This window comes from Pseudomonadota bacterium, assembly GCA_039196715.1.
In the GTDB taxonomy this organism is placed as follows: domain Bacteria; phylum Pseudomonadota; class Gammaproteobacteria; order CALCKW01; family CALCKW01; genus CALCKW01.
In genome coordinates this window covers 1-16,099 of the sequence record JBCCUP010000091.1, presented here as the reverse complement: position 1 = coordinate 16,099, position 16,099 = coordinate 1, and the positions used below count along the sequence as shown (strand labels likewise).

Genomic DNA, 16,099 nt, shown 5'->3' with positions numbered 1-16,099 from the left:
GGCCCAGCCGGCGCGCGATGAAGAACAGCACGTTCGCGATTTACCGAAGTGCGGGAAACCGGGCGCCCCCGCCGGGTCGGCGGTGGCGCACGGGGTCACGCGTCGCGCTTACTGCGCCACGATGAAGCGCGGGCGCACGGCGTCGTCAGAGCCCTGTGGCACGTCGAACCCGTCCTTGATGCCCCAGGCGATGACCTGGTGGTGCAGCGGGATGTACGGCATGTCCGTCTTCACCTGAGTCCAGGCCTCGTCGATCATGCCGGTGCGCTTGTCGATGTCGGTCTCGGTCGTGATCGCCTGGGTGATCATGTTGACCTTGTCGTTGCTGTAGCCGGTCGCGTTCCACGAGCCTTCACCGTCGAGCAGGTAGGAGAAGACGTAGTGGCTGTCGAGTGTCGGCACGCCCCAACCGAGCATGTAGAAGTCGGACACGCGGTTCTGGATCTTCGGGAAGTGCTGTGCCTTGGGGATGGCGTCGAGTTTGATGTCGATACCAATTTTCGCAAGCATGGCAACCGCCGCCTGGCAGATTTTCTCGTCGTTGTTGTAGCGGTTGTTCGGGCAATCGAGCTGCACCGAGAAACCGTCACCGTAGCCGGCCTCACCCATCAGCGCCTGCGCGCGCGCGAGGTCGAAGCTGATCACTTCATCCTGTGCGTCGGTGTTGCCGAGTACACCGGGTGAGGTGATCATGCCGGCCGGAAAGGACAGGCCTTCCATGACGACGCGCTTGATCGCTTCCTTGTCGATCGCGAGGTTCATCGCCTCCCGAACGCGCACGTCCTGGAAGGGGTTCTTGCCCTTGATGTTCGACGAGCGCAGCTCCGCGATGCCTTGGTCCATGCCGAGGAAGATGGTGCGAACTTGTGCAACCGTGGACACCATCAAGCCGTCGGTGGCTTCGATGCGCTTGAGATCCTGCAGCGGCGGGTCGAGCACGAAATCGACTTCGTCCGAGAGCAGCGCGGCGACGCGGGTGGCGGCGTTGCCGATCGGGCGGTACTCGATGCGGTCGAGGTTGCCCGGGAACTGGTCGTTGCCCCACCAGTCGCCGTTGCGCTCGAGCACGGTGAGTTCATCCGGTGCACGACTGACCAACTTGAACGGGCCGGTGCCGTTGGTGTTGCGTTGGGCGTAGTTCTCTTCGCCGCCGGCGAAGTTCTGCGGCTTGACGACGTCGTTGGCTTCAGCCCAGGTCTTGTCGATCATGAACAGCGACGTGAGCTGGTTCGGCAGAATCGGGTTGGGTCCGTCGGTCATGAGCTTGACGGTGTGGTCGTCGATCACCTCGACGCTGAGCACGTTCTTGATCTGCTCTTTGAAGTCCGAGGCTTCGTCGCGCGCGCGGTCAAAGCTGAACGCCACGTCTTCGGCAGTGAAGGCCGAGCCGTCGTGGAAGGTCACGCCCTGGCGGAGGTTGAAGGTCCAGCCGTCGGCGGCGGACTCCCAGCTTTCGGCGAGCTCGGGTTGCAATGCCATGGTGGCGTCACGGGTGACCAGTGTCTCGTAGATCATCCCGTTCATGACGATGGTCGGGCCTTCGTTCTGCGAGTGTGGGTCGAGGGTCAGCGCGTCGCCGGAGGAGGTCCATCGAAAGGTGTTTTCAGCGTAAGCCGCGCCGCTCAGCGCCAGGCCGAGCGCGACAGCGGCCGCGAGGGTCTTGGGTGTCATGTGGTATTCCCATGTCCTTGAAGTATGCCCGGCCAGAGTAGGGCGGTGCCACGGGAATGTCCAACGCGGCGGCGCGCTCGCCGCGCTCAGAGAAGGTCGGCCGGATCGACGTCAATCGACCAGCGCACCGACCGTTGAGTAGGCAACGATTCCATTGCACGGCGCAGCCGTGTCGCTGCGTTGACGAGGTCGCGCGGCGTGTCAGCGACGAGTAACAGTTGCGCGCGGTACCGCCCGGCACGGCGTTCCATGGGTGCCGGTGCCGGCGGCGGGCAGAGCACGCCATCGAACTGCACGCCAAGCGCGTGCACGTCGTTCAGGAAGGCCATCGCCGCGTCGGGCCCGGTTGCGTCGGCGCGCACCAACGCGAGCCGCACGAACGGCGGCCACTGGCTCGCACGCCGCTCGTCGATCAGCGCCTGGGCAAACGCGGGGTAGCCGTCGCGCACCAAGGCCTGCAGCAGCGGGTGCTCCGGCAGGCGCGTCTGGATGATCACGTCACCCGGTTGCTCGGCGCGCCCGGCGCGACCCGCCACCTGCAGCACCGTTTGGCCGAGGGTTTCGGCGGCGCGGAAGTCGACACGGTACAGCCCGCCGTCAGCGTCGAGTACGCCCACCAGTGTGACCTTGGGAAAGTGGTGCCCTTTGGCGAGCATTTGTGTACCGACGAGGATGTCAGCCTCGCCGCGCGTGGCGCGCTCGAGCGCGGCGTCGAGCGCGCCCTTGCGCCGGGTGTTGTCGCGGTCGATGCGCAACACGCTGTGGTCGGGGAACACCGCGCGCAACTCGTCTTCGACGCGCTCGCTGCCCTGGCCCACCTGCGTCAGCGCCGGCTCGCCACAGTGTTCGCAGAGCGCCGGCAAGGGGCGTTCGCCGCCGCAATGGTGGCAGTGCATTCGTCGCGTGCTGCGGTGCCAGGTCAGGTGCGCGTCGCAGCGCTGGCAGTCGACCGCTTCGCCGCAGGCTTCGCAGACCACCACCGGTGCGAAGCCGCGGCGGTTGATGAACACCAGCACCTGGTTGCCGGCCTCGAGGTGGCTGCGTATGGCGGCGATCAAGGCATCGCCGAGGCCGGCGCGCAAGGCGCCACGCCGCACGTCGACCAGCGACAGCCGCGGCGGCACCGCCTTTCCGGCGCGCTGGCGCAGGTGCAGGTGCAGGTACTTGCCCGAACGCGCGTTGCTCAGGGTTTCGAGGGACGGGGTTGCAGTCCCCATCAGCACGGGCACACCGCGTTCGCTCGCGCGCACCAGTGCCAGATCGCGGCCGTGGTAGCGCAGGCCGTCCTGTTGCTTGAGCGAGAGGTCGTGTTCCTCGTCGATCACGATCAGGCCGAGGTCGGGCAGTGGCGTGAACACGCTCGAGCGCGTTCCGATCACCACGCGCACGGCACCGGTCCGAGCCCAGTGCCAGCGTTGCAATCTTTCGGTGTCGTTCAGCCCCGAGTGCATCACCGCCACCGGCTGTTGCAGCCGCGCGGTGAACCGCCGCACGAGCTGGGGCGTCAGGCCAATCTCCGGTACTACCACCAGCGCCTGCTGGCCGCGAGCGATCACGGCGTCGATCAGTTGCAGATACACCTCGGTCTTGCCGCTGCCGGTCACGCCGTCGAGCAAGGCCGGCTGGTAGCGACCGAAGCACGCGGCCACGGCCGCGACGGCCTCGGCCTGCTCGGGATTCAGGCGCTGCGGCGCGGTGCGCTCGAGTGAGACCGGCGGTGGACCAGCGGCGTCGAGCTCGGTCGCCTCCACCCAGCCCCGTTCGCCGAGGCGGCGCACGGCGTCGCGCCAGTTTGCGGCGGCTGCGCGCAGTGTGTCCGCGGGCTGGGGCCCGGCGTGCAGGGCCTTGAAGACGCGCGCCTGCACCGGCGCGCGGGCCAGCGCGCGCGTGCGCTCGACGGTGTCGAGACTGCGCCCGGCCTCGGTCAGTTGCCACGCCGGTTGGCGGCGGTCGAGTGTCACGGTCGCGTCGCGCAGCGCGACCGGCAGGGCGTGGTGGACGGTTTCGCCAATCGGGTGCACGTAGTAGCGCGAGGCAAAGTTGGCGAGCTTCAGAAGGTCCGGTTCGAGCGCGGGCGCGGCGTCCAGCACCGCTGTCGCGGCGCGGCGCTTGTCGACCGGGACCTCGGTGTGGTCGACCACACCGATGACCACGCCGAGCTTCTGGGTGCGGCCGAACGGCACCCGCACCCGGGTGCCGGGGGCGGGTGGTGTGCCCATCTCGGCGGGAGCGGCGTAGTCGAACAGGGTGCTCAGCGGGGCGGGAACCGCGACACGCAGGATGGTGCGGTGTGGCATCGCGCCATTACAGCACATCGGTGCCCGTGTACAGCCGCTTGCGCCGCGCCAAATCATCCACAGAAATTGTGGATAACTTTGTGGATGGCTTGCGGACTGTGCGCGCAAGTGGCCATTTTGACGCGCGGCGATCGAGGTGGTTCAAAAGTGACCATTTCATGAATATGATAAATATCAATAGGATACAAGACATCTTGGTGAATCATTTCAGCAACACTTACAAAGCGATTGTTTTTTTGACGCCGGCCGCTGCGTGTGAATAAAAATAAAAAAAGGCTTGCCAAACGGCCAAAACGGTGATCGCGGGGCGCCGTGCGACCTCAACGCAGTATTCTGCGCCCACCGCTGTCTCTGTGATTGCGCTGGCCGGGTCGGGTGCCCTATGATGCTCGGCTCGGCCCGGGGTGTAGCTCAGCCTGGTAGAGCACTGTCTTCGGGAGGCAGGGGCCGGAGGTTCGAATCCTCTCACCCCGACCACCACGGCGTCCGTTTCCGCTTTCTCGCCGGCCGCGACCCGAGCTCGGCTGCATTTGCCTCGACTGTGGGGCCCACCCCGGCACCGCGGCGCCGACTCGTCGCGGGTTGGCGTCACGTCGGCAGTCGGGTCCCGGCAGCGCAGCCACTGCAGACGCTGCGACACCCTCGGATTGCGGGGAAGCCACGCTGCACACCCAAACTCTCACTGCACCGCCCCCGGTCTTGCACCGTGCACTGCGTCCTGCCCTGCAGCGGGCGCACGACGGTGCTGCCCAGCGGTACCCGCGCCGGTCCGAACGCGTCTGTTCGGCGTCCGCGCGAATGAGGGCACGGTGAACGTCACGCTTGATCAGTTGCGCGCGTTTCTGGCGGTGGTTCAATCCGGTGGTGTTCGAAAGGCGGCGGAGTCACTCAGCCTCACGCAACCGGCCGTGACTGCCCGCATCAAGTCACTCGAAGAGGCGGTTGGCCAGCCATTGTTCGACCGTGCCGACAAGATGGCACTGACGCGGCGTGGGTCCGTGTTGGTCCGGTACGCGGAGCAATTTCTGTCGTTGCGAAGCCTGGTCGAGCGCGACGTCTCGTCCGCCGACGGTATTGCCCGATTGCTTCGTATCGGCGCGTCCGAAACCATCGTTCAGACCTGGTTGCCGCACTTCATCCAGGACTTGCGCGCGCAATACCCCAACGTCAGTGTCGAAATCGACGTCGATGATTCGTTGAGCCTGCGTGACCGCCTGTTGGCCAACGGCATCGACCTCGGGCTGATGATGGGGCCGGTGTCCGACTACCGGGTCGAGAACCTCAGCTTGCCGCGTTTTGACATGGGGTGGTTCCGGTCGCCTGGCTGTCCGGACCTCTCGCCAGACGCGGGAGACCCCATCATCACCTTCTCCCGGTCGACTCGCCCGCACCGTGAGCTCAAGGAGCAAGTGCTCGAGCGCTACGGCCCGACCGTGCCGTTTTTCCCGTCCACCTCGTTGTCGGCCGGGTTCCGCATGGTCGCAATGGGGTTGGGCATCGGCGCCTTGCCGCTGATACCGGCTGAACCGTTCTTGTCTGCCGGTGATATCGAGCGCATTGAACTCGACATCCAGCCGTCACCGCTCGAGTTCAGTGCGGCGTTCGTGGCGGGCTCCGATGCCGCGTTTTGTCGCCAGGCGGCCGAGGTTGCGGCCGGCACCGCCCGTGAATTCCATAAAATATTTCTATCAAAATAGATCAGTATTTCTAATTTGATTTTATCTCTCACCGGCAACTAGCCTGTTCTGAGGTTTTCGCCGGGGGGAGTCATGGCTTCAAACGCTGACCACGCCAGTCTGTTGCACCGCGACGTTGCGACTGTGCGTGCGGCGATCCGCGCCGGCGACTACGACGGACACACGGCGGGACTGGCGCCCGGCAAATTGCAAGCAAACCTTGTGATTCTGCCGGCGGAACACGCTGCGGATTTTGAGCGCTACTGCGAACGGAACCCGCGCCCGTGCCCGTTGGTCGGCCGGACCGACGTCGGCGACCCGCACTGGACGGCGCTCGGCGACATCGACGTTCGACACGACGTGCCACGGTACAACGTCTACCGCGACGGCGAGTTGGAGCACACTGTCACCGACCTCGCCGCGCTGTGGCAAGCGGACTGGGTCGCCTTCGCCCTGGGGTGCTCCTTTACCTTCGAGACTGCGCTGCGTGAACGCGGTGTGCCGGTGGCACACATCGATGCCGACCGCACCGTGCCGATGTACCGAACGCACGTCGAGACCACGCCCGCGGGCCCCTTTCGCGGCGGCATGGTGGTGTCGATGCGGCGCGTGCCCGAGGCCCAGGTGGCCCTCGCGGAAGCGACCTCGGCGAAATTCCCCTGGGCCCACGGCGCGCCGGTGCACGTCGGTGACCCGAGTGCCCTCGGCATCGCGAACCTCGATCAGCCCGACTGGGGCGACCCGCCGGTCGGGGAGGGCGTCCCCGTGTTCTGGGCCTGTGGTGTCACACCGCAAAACGCCCTGGCGAACGCCCGGTTGCCGCTGGTCGTGACCCACGCACCGGGTCACATGCTGATCACCGACATCGATGACACGGAAAACGCGTTCATCCAATCAACACCCAACAGGAGAGTACGATGAGAAAAGTCATGACAGCTGCGGCCCTCGCGCTCGGTCTCGCAAGCATGGCGAGCGCCGAGACACCGGCCGTGATCAACGCGGTTGGCACCTGGGGCTCGCTGCCCAACTACGCCAGCCACGAGGGGCCATTCTGGAACGAAACCATCGCCGAGGTGTCCGGCGGGTCGATTGTCGGCCAGATCAAACCGCAGACCGAGCTCGGGCTCAGCGGCTTCGAGATCATGCGCCTGGTCAAGAACGGTGTGTTCGATTTCGCGTTCGGTTTGCCGGGCTACGTCGCGGCGGAAAACGCCGTGTTCGAGGGCTCGGACCTGAGTTCGATCATTCAGGATTTCGACACCTCTCGGCAGGTGCAAGAGGCCTACTTCCCGATCATGGAGAAGGCCTTCGCGGACATCTACAACGCCAAGCTGATGATGTTGTACCCCTTTCCCTCGCAGATCCTCTACTGCAACGGTGAGGTCGGCGGCATCGAAGACCTCAAAGGCAAGAAGATCCGCGTCTACTCGACGACGCTCGGCGACTTCGTCGAAGCGGTCGGTGGTGTGTCCGTGACCGTGCCGTTCGCCGAGGTCATTCCGGCCCTGGAGAAAGGGGTGGTCGATTGCGGTATCACCGGCACAACCTCGGCGTACAACGCCAAGTGGTACCAGGTCGCAACGCACGCCTACACGCTGCGCGTCGGCTTCGGCATCGCCTTCGGCGCCATGAACCTCGACAAGTGGAACGCCATGTCACCTGCGCAGCAGGAACTGCTGTCTGCTGAAGTCACCAAGCTGAACGAGGCGCTCTGGGCTGACAACGCGAGCCAGGATGTGACCGCCGTGGCTTGCCTGACGTCGACCGACTGTGCCTCCGAGCCCGGTGGCATGACCCTGGTCGAGCCGTCGTCCGACGACATCGCGACACGCGATCGCCTGGCAACCGAGGTGGTGTTGGCGCGTTGGGCAGACCGCTGCGGTGCGGACTGTGCGGCCGCCTGGAACGACACGGTGGGCAGCATCCTCGGCCTCACCGCGTCGGCCGAGTAAGGCTCCGCCCGAACGGGTCGCCCCACACCGGGGCGACCTGGGACCCCGCACCTGGACACGCCCATGCAATCGCTCGTCTCTGCCCTACACCGCACCAGCCGCGTGCTCGTCTGGATCGGCGGCGCACTGATCCTCGGTTCGGCCGTGCTGGTCACCGTTGAAGTGGTGCTGCGCAAGCTGTTCAACACCTCCATCGGCGGTGCGGACGAGCTCTCGGGCTACGCCTTCGCCGTCGCGACCTCACTCGGCTTCGCCTACGCGTTGTTCGAGCGGGCACACATCCGGGTCGACGCGCTGTTGGTCGTGCTGCCGCGCGGCGCGCGCATCGCCCTGTCCTTCTTCGGCCTGGCGCTGCTGATCGGCTTTGCCGCGGTGATTGGCTGGCAGGCCTGGGCGCTGGTGGGTGACACCTTGCAATACGGGTCGCGCTCGATCACACCGCTGCGCACCCCTCTGGCGATTCCCCAGATTCCCTGGCTGCTCGGGTGGGGTTTTTTCGTGCTGTGCGGCATCGTGCTGTTCGTCGCCGCGCTCTGGAACCTGCTCAAAGGCGACCCGGCCGCGACAGAAAGGCTGATCGGCGTCAAAACGCTCGACGAGCAGATCCAGGACGAGACGACCTGATGCTGACCAAAACGCTTTTCATTCTGCTGTGCCTGATTGCGGCGGCGGTGCCCGTTGCCGCGGCCCTCGGCTGGTTGGGCCTCAGCATGCAGTACCTCGAAAGCCCCATGCCCTTGCACCGGGCCATTGGTGACATGGTGTGGCAGACCGGCAAGGATTTTCTGTTGGTGGCCATCCCGATGTTCATCATGCTCGGCGAGATCCTGTTGCGTTCCGGGATTGCAGCGAAGATGTACGACGGCATGGTCAAGTGGCTTGGCTGGCTGCCGGGCGGTTTGATGCACGCCAACACCGGATCCTGCGCGCTGTTCGCGGCGACTTCGGGCTCGTCTGTCGCCACGGCGGCGACCATCGGCACGGTGGCGATTCCGCAGATTGCCGAACGACGCTACAACGAGCGCTTGTTCCTCGGCACCGTCGCGGCGGGTGGCACGCTTGGCATATTGATCCCGCCGTCGATCAACCTGATCCTCTACGGCCTGCTGACCGACACGTCGGTCCCGGAACTCTACCTCGCGGGCTTTGTGCCGGGCTTTCTCCTCGCGATGTTGTTCATGGTGACGGTGGTCATCCTCTGCGTTGTGCGAACCGAATGGGGCGGCGTGCGGGTCACGGCGACGTGGGCCGAGCGGTTCGCGGTGCTGCCGGCGCTGTTGCCGCCCATCGGCATCTTTGTCGTGGTGGTGGGGTCGATCTACGCCGGCGTGGCCACCCCGACCGAGGCCGCGGCCCTCGGGGTGATCGCGGCGCTGGTGCTGGCGTGGTCCAACGGCACGCTGAGCATCGCCATGTTGCGCGCGGCCATCGAAGGGACGATGCGCACGACTTCGATGATCATTCTCATCATCCTCGCGGCGATCTTCCTGAATTTCGTGTTGTCGGTGATCGGCCTGACCCAGGCGCTCGCTGATTTCGTGACCGGGCTCGGCCTGACGCCCATGCAGACGATGCTGATTCTGATTGCGGTGTTGCTGGTGATTGGCTGCTTCATGGAAACGCTGTCGATGTTGCTGACGACCGCGCCCTTGATCGCCCCGATCATCATCGCGCTCGGCTTTGACCCGGTCTGGTTCGGCATCCTCCTGATGGTGCTGCTCGAGACCGCGCTGATCACGCCGCCCATCGGCATCAACCTCTACGTGGTGCAGGGCGTCCGCGAGCGCGGCGAGTTGTCCGATGTCATGATCGGCGCGGCGCCCTTTGTGGTCACCATGGTCGCGATGATTGCGTTGTTGCTGGTGTTCCCTGACATCGCGTTGTGGCTACCCGGCCTCTTTTACTGATTCGGGCCCCCGAAAGACGGATTGAAACTGATGTGGCAATTTTGGATTGACCGCGGTGGCACGTTCACCGACGTCGTCGGGCGCCGCCCGGACGGGGCCTTGGTGACGCACAAGCTGTTGTCGGAGAACCCCGAGCAGTACCGTGATGCGGCCGTGCAAGGGATCCGTGAGCTGTTGGGCGTGCACGCCGGTGACGCGATACCGGCCGGCGTGATCGAGGCGGTCAAGATGGGCACCACCGTCGCGACCAACGCGCTGTTGGAGCGCAAAGGCGACCGGACCCTGCTGATGATCACCCAGGGCTTCGGGGACCTGTTGCGGATCGGCTATCAGTCGCGGCCGACGCTGTTTGATCTCGAGATCGTGCTGCCGACGTTGCTGTACGAGCGCGTCTTCGAGGTCGACGAACGCCTCGACAAGGACGGTGCGTGCCTTCGACCACTGGACGAAGCAGGCGCGCGCGCGGCCCTGCGTTCAGCGAGGGCCGACGGCATCGACAGCGTCGCCATAGCCTTCATGCACGGCTACCTCAACCCCGATCACGAAGCCCGCGTGGCGGCGATTGCGGCCGAGGAAGGCTTTGGGCAGATTTCGGTCAGCCACCGGGCCTCACCGCTGATGAAGCTCGTGAGCCGCGGCGACACGACCGTGGTCGACGCCTACCTGTCACCGATTCTGCGGCGGTATGTGGACCAGGTGTCCGACGAGCTCGGCGGCGCCGACGGTGCGCGCTTGATGTTCATGCAATCGAACGGCGGTTTGACCGATGCGCGGCTGTTTCAGGGCAAGGACGCGATCCTCTCCGGCCCCGCAGGCGGCGTGGTCGGCATGGTCAAGACCGGTGCACTTGCCGGCTTTGACCGCTTGATCGGCTTTGACATGGGTGGCACCTCGACCGACGTCTGCCACTACGCCGGCCAGTACGAACGCAGTTTTGAAACCGAGGTCGCCGGCGTGCGCGTGCGCGCGCCGATGATGAACATCCACACGGTCGCCGCGGGCGGGGGGTCGATCCTCTCCTACCGGGACGGCCGGTTTCAGGTCGGCCCGGAGAGCGCCGGGGCCAACCCCGGGCCCGCGTGTTACCGCCGCGGCGGCCCCCTGACCGTGACCGACTGCAATGTCCTGCTCGGTAAACTGCAAGCCCATCATTTCCCGTCGGTGTTTGGCCCGAATGCCGACGAGCCGCTGGACGTCGACGCGGTGCACGCGCAGTTCAACGGCTTGGCTGCGGAGATCGCAGAGGCGACCGGCGAGCCGCCGCGCAGCGCGGAAGACGTGGCCGAGGGCTTCCTGCGCATCGCGGTCGCGAACATGGCCAACGCGATCAAGAAAATCTCGGTCCAGCGCGGTTACGACGTCAGCCGCTACACGCTGCAGTGTTTTGGGGGCGCCGGCGGGCAGCACGCCTGCCTGGTGGCGGATGCGCTCGGCATGCAAACGGTCTTCATCCACCCCTTCGCGGGCGTGTTGTCGGCCTACGGCATGGGCCTTGCCGAGATCCGTGCGTTGCGGGAGCGCCAGTTCGAGCGGCCGATGACCGACATCGGCGAGGCGCAGGGTCTGCTGTGCGCGCTTGCGGACGACGCGGCGACGGAAGTCGTCTCGCAAGGCATCGCGCGTGACCAGATTCGCAACGAGTACCGTGTGTTCCTGCGCCACAAGGGGTCACACCAGGCGTTGGAGGTGGCGTTCGGCACCGAGGAAGACTTGCGTGAGCGGTTCAAGGCCGCGCACCAGGCGCGCTACGGGTTTGATGGCGGCGACCGCGAGCTGGTGTTCGAAGCCCTGGCCGTTGAAGCCATCGGCACGGCTGCGAGTATCCCCGATCACACGCTCGACCTCAGCCACACCGCGGCCGAACCGGTCGACCGCGTGCGCGCGACGCTGGCTGGCACGGCACAGGACATCCCGCTCTACGACCGCGCCTCGGTGCTGCCCGGCCAGACGATGGTCGGCCCGGCCATCATCACCGAAGCCACGGGCACCAACGTCGTCGAGCCCGGTTGGCAGGCCGAGATCAACGCCTACGGGCACCTGATCCTGACGCGCGCGGTGCCGCTGCCACAACGCGAGGCGATTGGCACGGACGCCGACCCGGTCATGCTCGAGGTGTTCAACAACCTCTTCATGTCGATCGCCGAGCAGATGGGCGCGACGCTCGCCAACACGGCCTACAGCGTCAACATCAAGGAGCGCCTGGATTTCTCGTGTGCGCTGTTCGACCCGACCGGCGGCCTGGTGGCCAACGCGCCACACGTGCCGGTGCACCTCGGGTCGATGTCGGAATCGATCCGCACGGTGATCCGACTCAACTCGGACATGAAGCCCGGGGATGTGTTTGTGCTCAACGCCCCGTTCAACGGCGGCACACACCTGCCGGACATCACCGTCGTCACACCGGTGTTCGACGATGGCGGCACGGCGCCGTTGTTTTTCGTCGCGTCCCGCGGCCACCACGCGGACATCGGCGGGCGCACGCCCGGGTCGGCACCGCCGGACTCGACCCACATCGAAGACGAAGGCGTGCTGATCGACAACTTCAAGATGGTCGACGGCGGTGCCTTTCGCGAGGCCGAGACGCGCGCACTGCTGGCGTCGGGTCGGTACCCCTGCCGCAACATCGACGACAACCTGGCGGACCTCGCGGCCCAGGTCGCCGCGAACGAAACCGGTCTGCGCGAAGTGAAGCGGATGATTGCGCAGTTCGGCCTCGACACCGTGCACGCCTACATGCGCCACGTGCAGGACAACGCCGAGGAGTGCGTGCGCCGGGTGATCACGTCGCTCAGCGACGGCAGCGTCGACTACGAGCTCGACAACGGCGAGTTCATTCGCGTTGCCGTGCGGGTAAACAAGACGGCACGCTCAGCCGAGATCGACTTCGCCGGCACCGCGGCCAACGCGTTCAATTACAACGCGCCGCTGTCGGTGTGCCACGCGGTGGTGCTGTACGTGTTTCGGACGTTGGTGGGCGCGCCGATTCCGCTGAACGAGGGGTGTTTCAAACCGCTCAAGGTGATTGCGCCTGAGGGTTCGATGGTCAACGCGCAGTACCCGTCCGCCGTGATTGCGGGCAACACCGAGGTGAGCCAGTTGACCTGCAACGCGCTGATGGCGGCCCTCGGTGTTATGGCGGGCAGCCAGGCGACGATGAACAATTTTGTCTGGGGCAATGACCGTATCCAGAACTACGAGACCATTTGCGGTGGCACCGGTGCCGGGCCGGATTTCGACGGCTGTTCAGCAGTGCAGTCGCACATGACCAACACACGCTCCACCGACCCCGAAGTGCTCGAATTTCGCTTCCCCGTTCAGCTCGACGAGTTGTCCATCCGGCGCGGCTCCGGCGGGCAGGGCAAGCACACGGGCGGCGACGGCATTGTGCGCCGCATGCGTTTTCACGAGCAGATGACCGTGACAACGCTGTGCTCACACCGCCGCGTGCGCCCGTTCGCCCAACGGGGTGCGGAGCCGGGGGACGTGGGCAAAGAGTGGATCGAACGGGCCGACGGCAGCGTCGTCGAGCACCGGGGTGTCGATGAGAACGAGGTGTACCCCGGCGACGTGTTTGTCATGCACACGCCGTCTGGTGGGGGTTTCGGGCGACGCTGAACACCGCTGGGTGAGGTGTCGCGTGCGTCGCGCTGACGCCCGACTACTGCCCGGTTTTACACACGGCCTGGATCTTTGTCCCAGCCGGGTCGCGCACGTAGGCGGCGTAGTAGGGCTGGGTGTAGGCCGGGCGGTTGCCTGGCGGGCCGTCGTCTTCGGCACCGAGCGCGAGTGCGGTGTCGAAAAAGCGGTCGACCTGGGCGCTTGTCTCGGCGAAGAAGGAGACATGTTGGCCGTTTCCGCGGGCGGCGGGTTCGCCGTCAAAGGGCCGCTGCACATAGGCAACGGGCAGCTCCGCGCCGCCTCGGGAAAAAGCGTAGTCCTCGCCGGGCGTCTCGTTGCCGGGGGCCCGGCTGATGCCCAGGGTGGCGAAGACGGGCTCATAGAACGCCAAACCCGCCTGCAGGTCGTCGAACGGCAGGGTGACATGCGACAAAATCGAACCGCCGGGCCCGGCCGCTCGGCCTCGCTCATAGAACACGGCTTGCAGTTTATTGCCGTCGGGGTCGCGCACGTAGGCTGCGTAGTAGTCCTCGCTGTAGCGCGGTCGGTGTCCCGGGGCCCCCTCATCGCTGCCACCCTTGGCAAGCGCAGTGGCGTGAAAAAGATCGACCGCGCTCTTGTCAGCCGCGACCCAAGCGATGTGAAAGCCGTTGCCGCGACTCGCCGGTTGGCCGTCATAGGGCTGGCACACGCACAGGAATGGCGCGATCCGGCCGGTCGCTTCGATCTGACCGGTATCCGCGCCACTGCTTTCGCCTGAAACGGACGCGTAGGCGAGAAAGTTGGCCAGGCCGATGGGCGCGCGGGCGTGGTTGAGTACGGGCATCACGGCGTCGTAGAACGTCGCGGCTCTCTCGAGGTCATTGCTGCCGAGTGTCATGTGCATGATCATGGATTCAGTCTCCCTGAGGGCGTTGAATGGACCGTTTTGAGCCTGTCCTGTCGGTTCAGCCCATGTGCGGAATTGCGTTCGGGCGCAACGGGATCTCCATAAGGTCCTCGCCCCAGATGATCCGCCCGTTGTAGACGGCGGCCATCTCGCTGAGGCAGCGTTCCTTCACCCCTTGTGCGTCCATCTGCGGCGTGAAGTGCGTTGTGACCAGGGTTTTCACGTTGGCCTCGGCCGCCGTGCGCGCGGCTTCGAGGTGGCCGGAGGAGGTCTGTTTCTTGTCCTCGGTGAAGGTGCCGGAGATGAAGTAACACATGTGGATCAGGAGGTCGGCGTCGCGCGCGAGGTCGAGGATGCCCTCGCAAGGCCCGGTGTCGCCCGAGTAGACCAGCACCCCGTCGTCCGTTTCGATGCGAAAGCCGTAGGGCTCGATCTGGTCGGGCTGGTGAAACACCTTGCGCACGGTGACCTTCCAGTTGTCGCTCTCGATCACCTGGCCGTCGTAGAGCGCCGTGATGTTCGGTGCCGGGCGCTTGCGCGGCAGCGTGCCGCCGCGGTTGAGGTACACGCGTTGGCTGCCGGCGGAGTGCATGCGGCCGTCGAGGTCGTTGTGGTAGACGCCGTTCTCGCCGAACAGGAGGTCGGACATCCGCTGCATGTACTTCGGCGCGTAGACGGTGAGGTCCGGGATCTGGCCTGCGCCCTGGTCCCAGCGGCTGTGTACGAGGCGCGGGAAGTCGAGGCAGTGGTCGGTGTGCAGGTGCGAGAAGAACACCGTGTTGAGGTCGACGGCGCGCTTGCCGGCGCGCATGAAATTCTCGTGCGCGCCGGCACCGTGGTCGAACACCAGCATCTCGTCGCCGATTTCGACGAGATACCCGGCGCTTGCGCGGTTCAGCATCGGCACCGGCGACCCGGTGCCCAGCAGTGTGACTTTCATCTGATGTGACCTCACTCACGTGCCTGGGGATCGCAGGCCGGCGCGTCGAGCGCGCCGGCCGCCGCTCCATCATCGCATTGGACAGGTGCTGGGGTGCCGAAACCGATCGGGTGCGGGCACGGGCGGCCAGGCCGCTCGCCTCGTGATGCCGGTCTCGTGTGGTGTTCTGTCCGAAGCGCTTTGTACCGAACACGTGAGCAAGGACCGTCGGGGGACGTAGAGCCAGGGGTGTGCGTAACCGTCGGTCATCGGTGCCCTTTTTTTGGCTGTGGCATGGCCCCGATGGCAACCCCTCCTGTCTGTGAGAATTCCGGGGTCTCGCCGGAGACGCTCTCTTCAACGCATAAACATATGCCTTTTCAGTCTTTCTCATCGACCGCGACAGCGACCTAGTATTGCCACCCCCGTGAACACGTCTCTCCGGCCTGCCGCCAGCCAGGCGTGTCGCGGCTGTCTGCCGGGACTGCCCCACAGACAGACAACGCAACAACATCGATGGCGCACGTCAGCGCGCGCGACATCACGCAATGGGACACGCAAGACTATGGCACTGCGCATCAACGACACGGTACCGGATTTCAGCGCCGAGACCGACCAGGGCCCGATCCAGTTTCACGAGTGGATCGGCGACAACTGGGCAATCCTGTTCAGCCACCCGAAGGATTTCACCCCGGTCTGCACCACCGAATTCGGTGCCGTGGCGCAGCTCGCGGATGAGTGGGCCAAGCGCAACACCAAAGTCATCGGCGTCTCGGTAGACGGCGTCGAGGAGCACAAGCGGTGGAAGGGTGACATCGAACAGGTCGCGGGTACACCGGCCGGGTTCCCGATCATCGCCGACGACGCTCTCGCGGTGTCCAAAGCCTACGATATGCTGCCCGCCGAGGCCTACCTGCCAGACGGACGCACGCCCGCCGACAGCGCGACGGTGCGCTCCGTGTTCATCATCGGGCCCGACAAGCAGCTCAAGCTCACGATGACCTACCCCATGACCGTGGGCCGGAACTTTGCCGAGGTGCTGCGTGCGCTCGACGCGCTGCAGATCGCGTCCAAGGGCGTGGCGACACCCGCCGACTGGACGCTCGGACAGGACGTCATCGTGCCCCCGGCAGTGAGCGACGAAGACGCGAAAGCGAAGTTCGGTGAGAT

General features: G+C 65.6%; 11 protein-coding genes and 1 tRNA gene. 8 read left to right on the top strand and 4 right to left on the bottom strand.

Translation table 11 applies throughout. The annotated features are described in order from the left end of the window. Positions 1-108 precede the first annotated feature (108 nt). The gene (locus AAGA11_20345; GenBank protein ID MEM9605224.1) at positions 109-1,671 is read right to left on the bottom strand and encodes an ABC transporter substrate-binding protein; all 1,563 of its coding nucleotides are present in this window, start codon (positions 1,669-1,671) and stop codon (positions 109-111) included. Between the two features lie 86 nt (positions 1,672-1,757). Then, positions 1,758-3,968, bottom strand: a complete 2,211-nt coding sequence (locus AAGA11_20340; protein ID MEM9605223.1) for a primosomal protein N' — start codon at positions 3,966-3,968, stop codon at positions 1,758-1,760. A 400-nt stretch (positions 3,969-4,368) separates the two neighbouring features. Between AAGA11_20340 and AAGA11_20335 the strand changes: the two genes are divergently transcribed. From AAGA11_20335 to AAGA11_20305, 7 genes are all read left to right on the top strand, one after another. Then, a tRNA-Pro gene (locus tag AAGA11_20335) sits at positions 4,369-4,445 on the top strand. 332 nt (positions 4,446-4,777) lie between these two features. Beyond that, positions 4,778-5,665: a LysR family transcriptional regulator gene (locus tag AAGA11_20330; protein ID MEM9605222.1), complete on the top strand. Its 888-nt coding sequence runs from the start codon at positions 4,778-4,780 to the stop codon at positions 5,663-5,665. 72 nt (positions 5,666-5,737) lie between these two features. Beyond that, on the top strand, positions 5,738-6,565 hold the full coding sequence (locus tag AAGA11_20325) for a putative hydro-lyase (protein MEM9605221.1): 828 nt from the start codon (positions 5,738-5,740) through the stop codon (positions 6,563-6,565). Beyond that, positions 6,562-7,596: a TRAP transporter substrate-binding protein gene (locus AAGA11_20320; protein MEM9605220.1), complete on the top strand. Its 1,035-nt coding sequence runs from the start codon at positions 6,562-6,564 to the stop codon at positions 7,594-7,596. The genes AAGA11_20325 and AAGA11_20320 overlap by 4 nt, the downstream gene beginning before the upstream one ends. A gap of 63 nt (positions 7,597-7,659) precedes the next feature. Next, positions 7,660-8,220, top strand: a complete 561-nt coding sequence (locus AAGA11_20315; protein ID MEM9605219.1) for a TRAP transporter small permease — start codon at positions 7,660-7,662, stop codon at positions 8,218-8,220. Then, complete coding sequence (locus AAGA11_20310) at positions 8,220-9,503, top strand: TRAP transporter large permease (GenBank protein ID MEM9605218.1); 1,284 nt, start codon at positions 8,220-8,222, stop codon at positions 9,501-9,503. Before AAGA11_20315 ends, AAGA11_20310 begins: the two co-directional genes overlap by 1 nt. 30 nt (positions 9,504-9,533) lie before the next feature. Continuing rightward, positions 9,534-13,118, top strand: a complete 3,585-nt coding sequence (locus AAGA11_20305) for a hydantoinase B/oxoprolinase family protein (protein ID MEM9605217.1) — start codon at positions 9,534-9,536, stop codon at positions 13,116-13,118. Between the two features lie 43 nt (positions 13,119-13,161). Here the strand turns inward: AAGA11_20305 and AAGA11_20300 are convergent, their stop codons facing one another. Together AAGA11_20300 and AAGA11_20295 are read right to left on the bottom strand one after the other, a co-directional pair. Then, a complete protein-coding gene (locus AAGA11_20300) occupies positions 13,162-14,013 on the bottom strand; it encodes a VOC family protein (protein MEM9605216.1) in 852 nt (283 codons plus the stop codon). Positions 14,014-14,068: 55 nt separating this feature from the next. Next, entirely contained in the window at positions 14,069-14,950 is an 882-nt protein-coding gene (locus tag AAGA11_20295) for an MBL fold metallo-hydrolase (GenBank protein MEM9605215.1), read from the bottom strand. Positions 14,951-15,494: 544 nt separating this feature from the next. On the opposite strand from AAGA11_20295, the gene AAGA11_20290 reads away from it, so the two are divergent. Next, positions 15,495-16,099 (top strand): peroxiredoxin (locus tag AAGA11_20290; GenBank protein MEM9605214.1); only part of this gene is annotated, 605 nt, incomplete at its 3' end.

Excerpts from the sequence above, each read along its gene's own strand:
- AAGA11_20295 (MEM9605215.1), bottom strand. The coding sequence starts at position 14,950 with ATGAAAGTCACACTGCTGGGCACCGGGTCGCCGGTGCCGATGCTGAAC.
- AAGA11_20300 (MEM9605216.1), bottom strand. The coding sequence starts at position 14,013 with ATGATCATGCACATGACACTCGGCAGCAATGACCTCGAGAGAGCCGCG.
- AAGA11_20305 (MEM9605217.1), top strand. The coding sequence starts at position 9,534 with ATGTGGCAATTTTGGATTGACCGCGGTGGCACGTTCACCGACGTCGTC.
- AAGA11_20325 (MEM9605221.1), top strand. The coding sequence starts at position 5,738 with ATGGCTTCAAACGCTGACCACGCCAGTCTGTTGCACCGCGACGTTGCG.
- AAGA11_20315 (MEM9605219.1), top strand. The coding sequence starts at position 7,660 with ATGCAATCGCTCGTCTCTGCCCTACACCGCACCAGCCGCGTGCTCGTC.
- AAGA11_20345 (MEM9605224.1), bottom strand. The coding sequence starts at position 1,671 with ATGACACCCAAGACCCTCGCGGCCGCTGTCGCGCTCGGCCTGGCGCTG.
- AAGA11_20320 (MEM9605220.1), top strand. The coding sequence starts at position 6,562 with ATGAGAAAAGTCATGACAGCTGCGGCCCTCGCGCTCGGTCTCGCAAGC.
- AAGA11_20310 (MEM9605218.1), top strand. The coding sequence starts at position 8,220 with ATGCTGACCAAAACGCTTTTCATTCTGCTGTGCCTGATTGCGGCGGCG.
- AAGA11_20340 (MEM9605223.1), bottom strand. The coding sequence starts at position 3,968 with ATGCCACACCGCACCATCCTGCGTGTCGCGGTTCCCGCCCCGCTGAGC.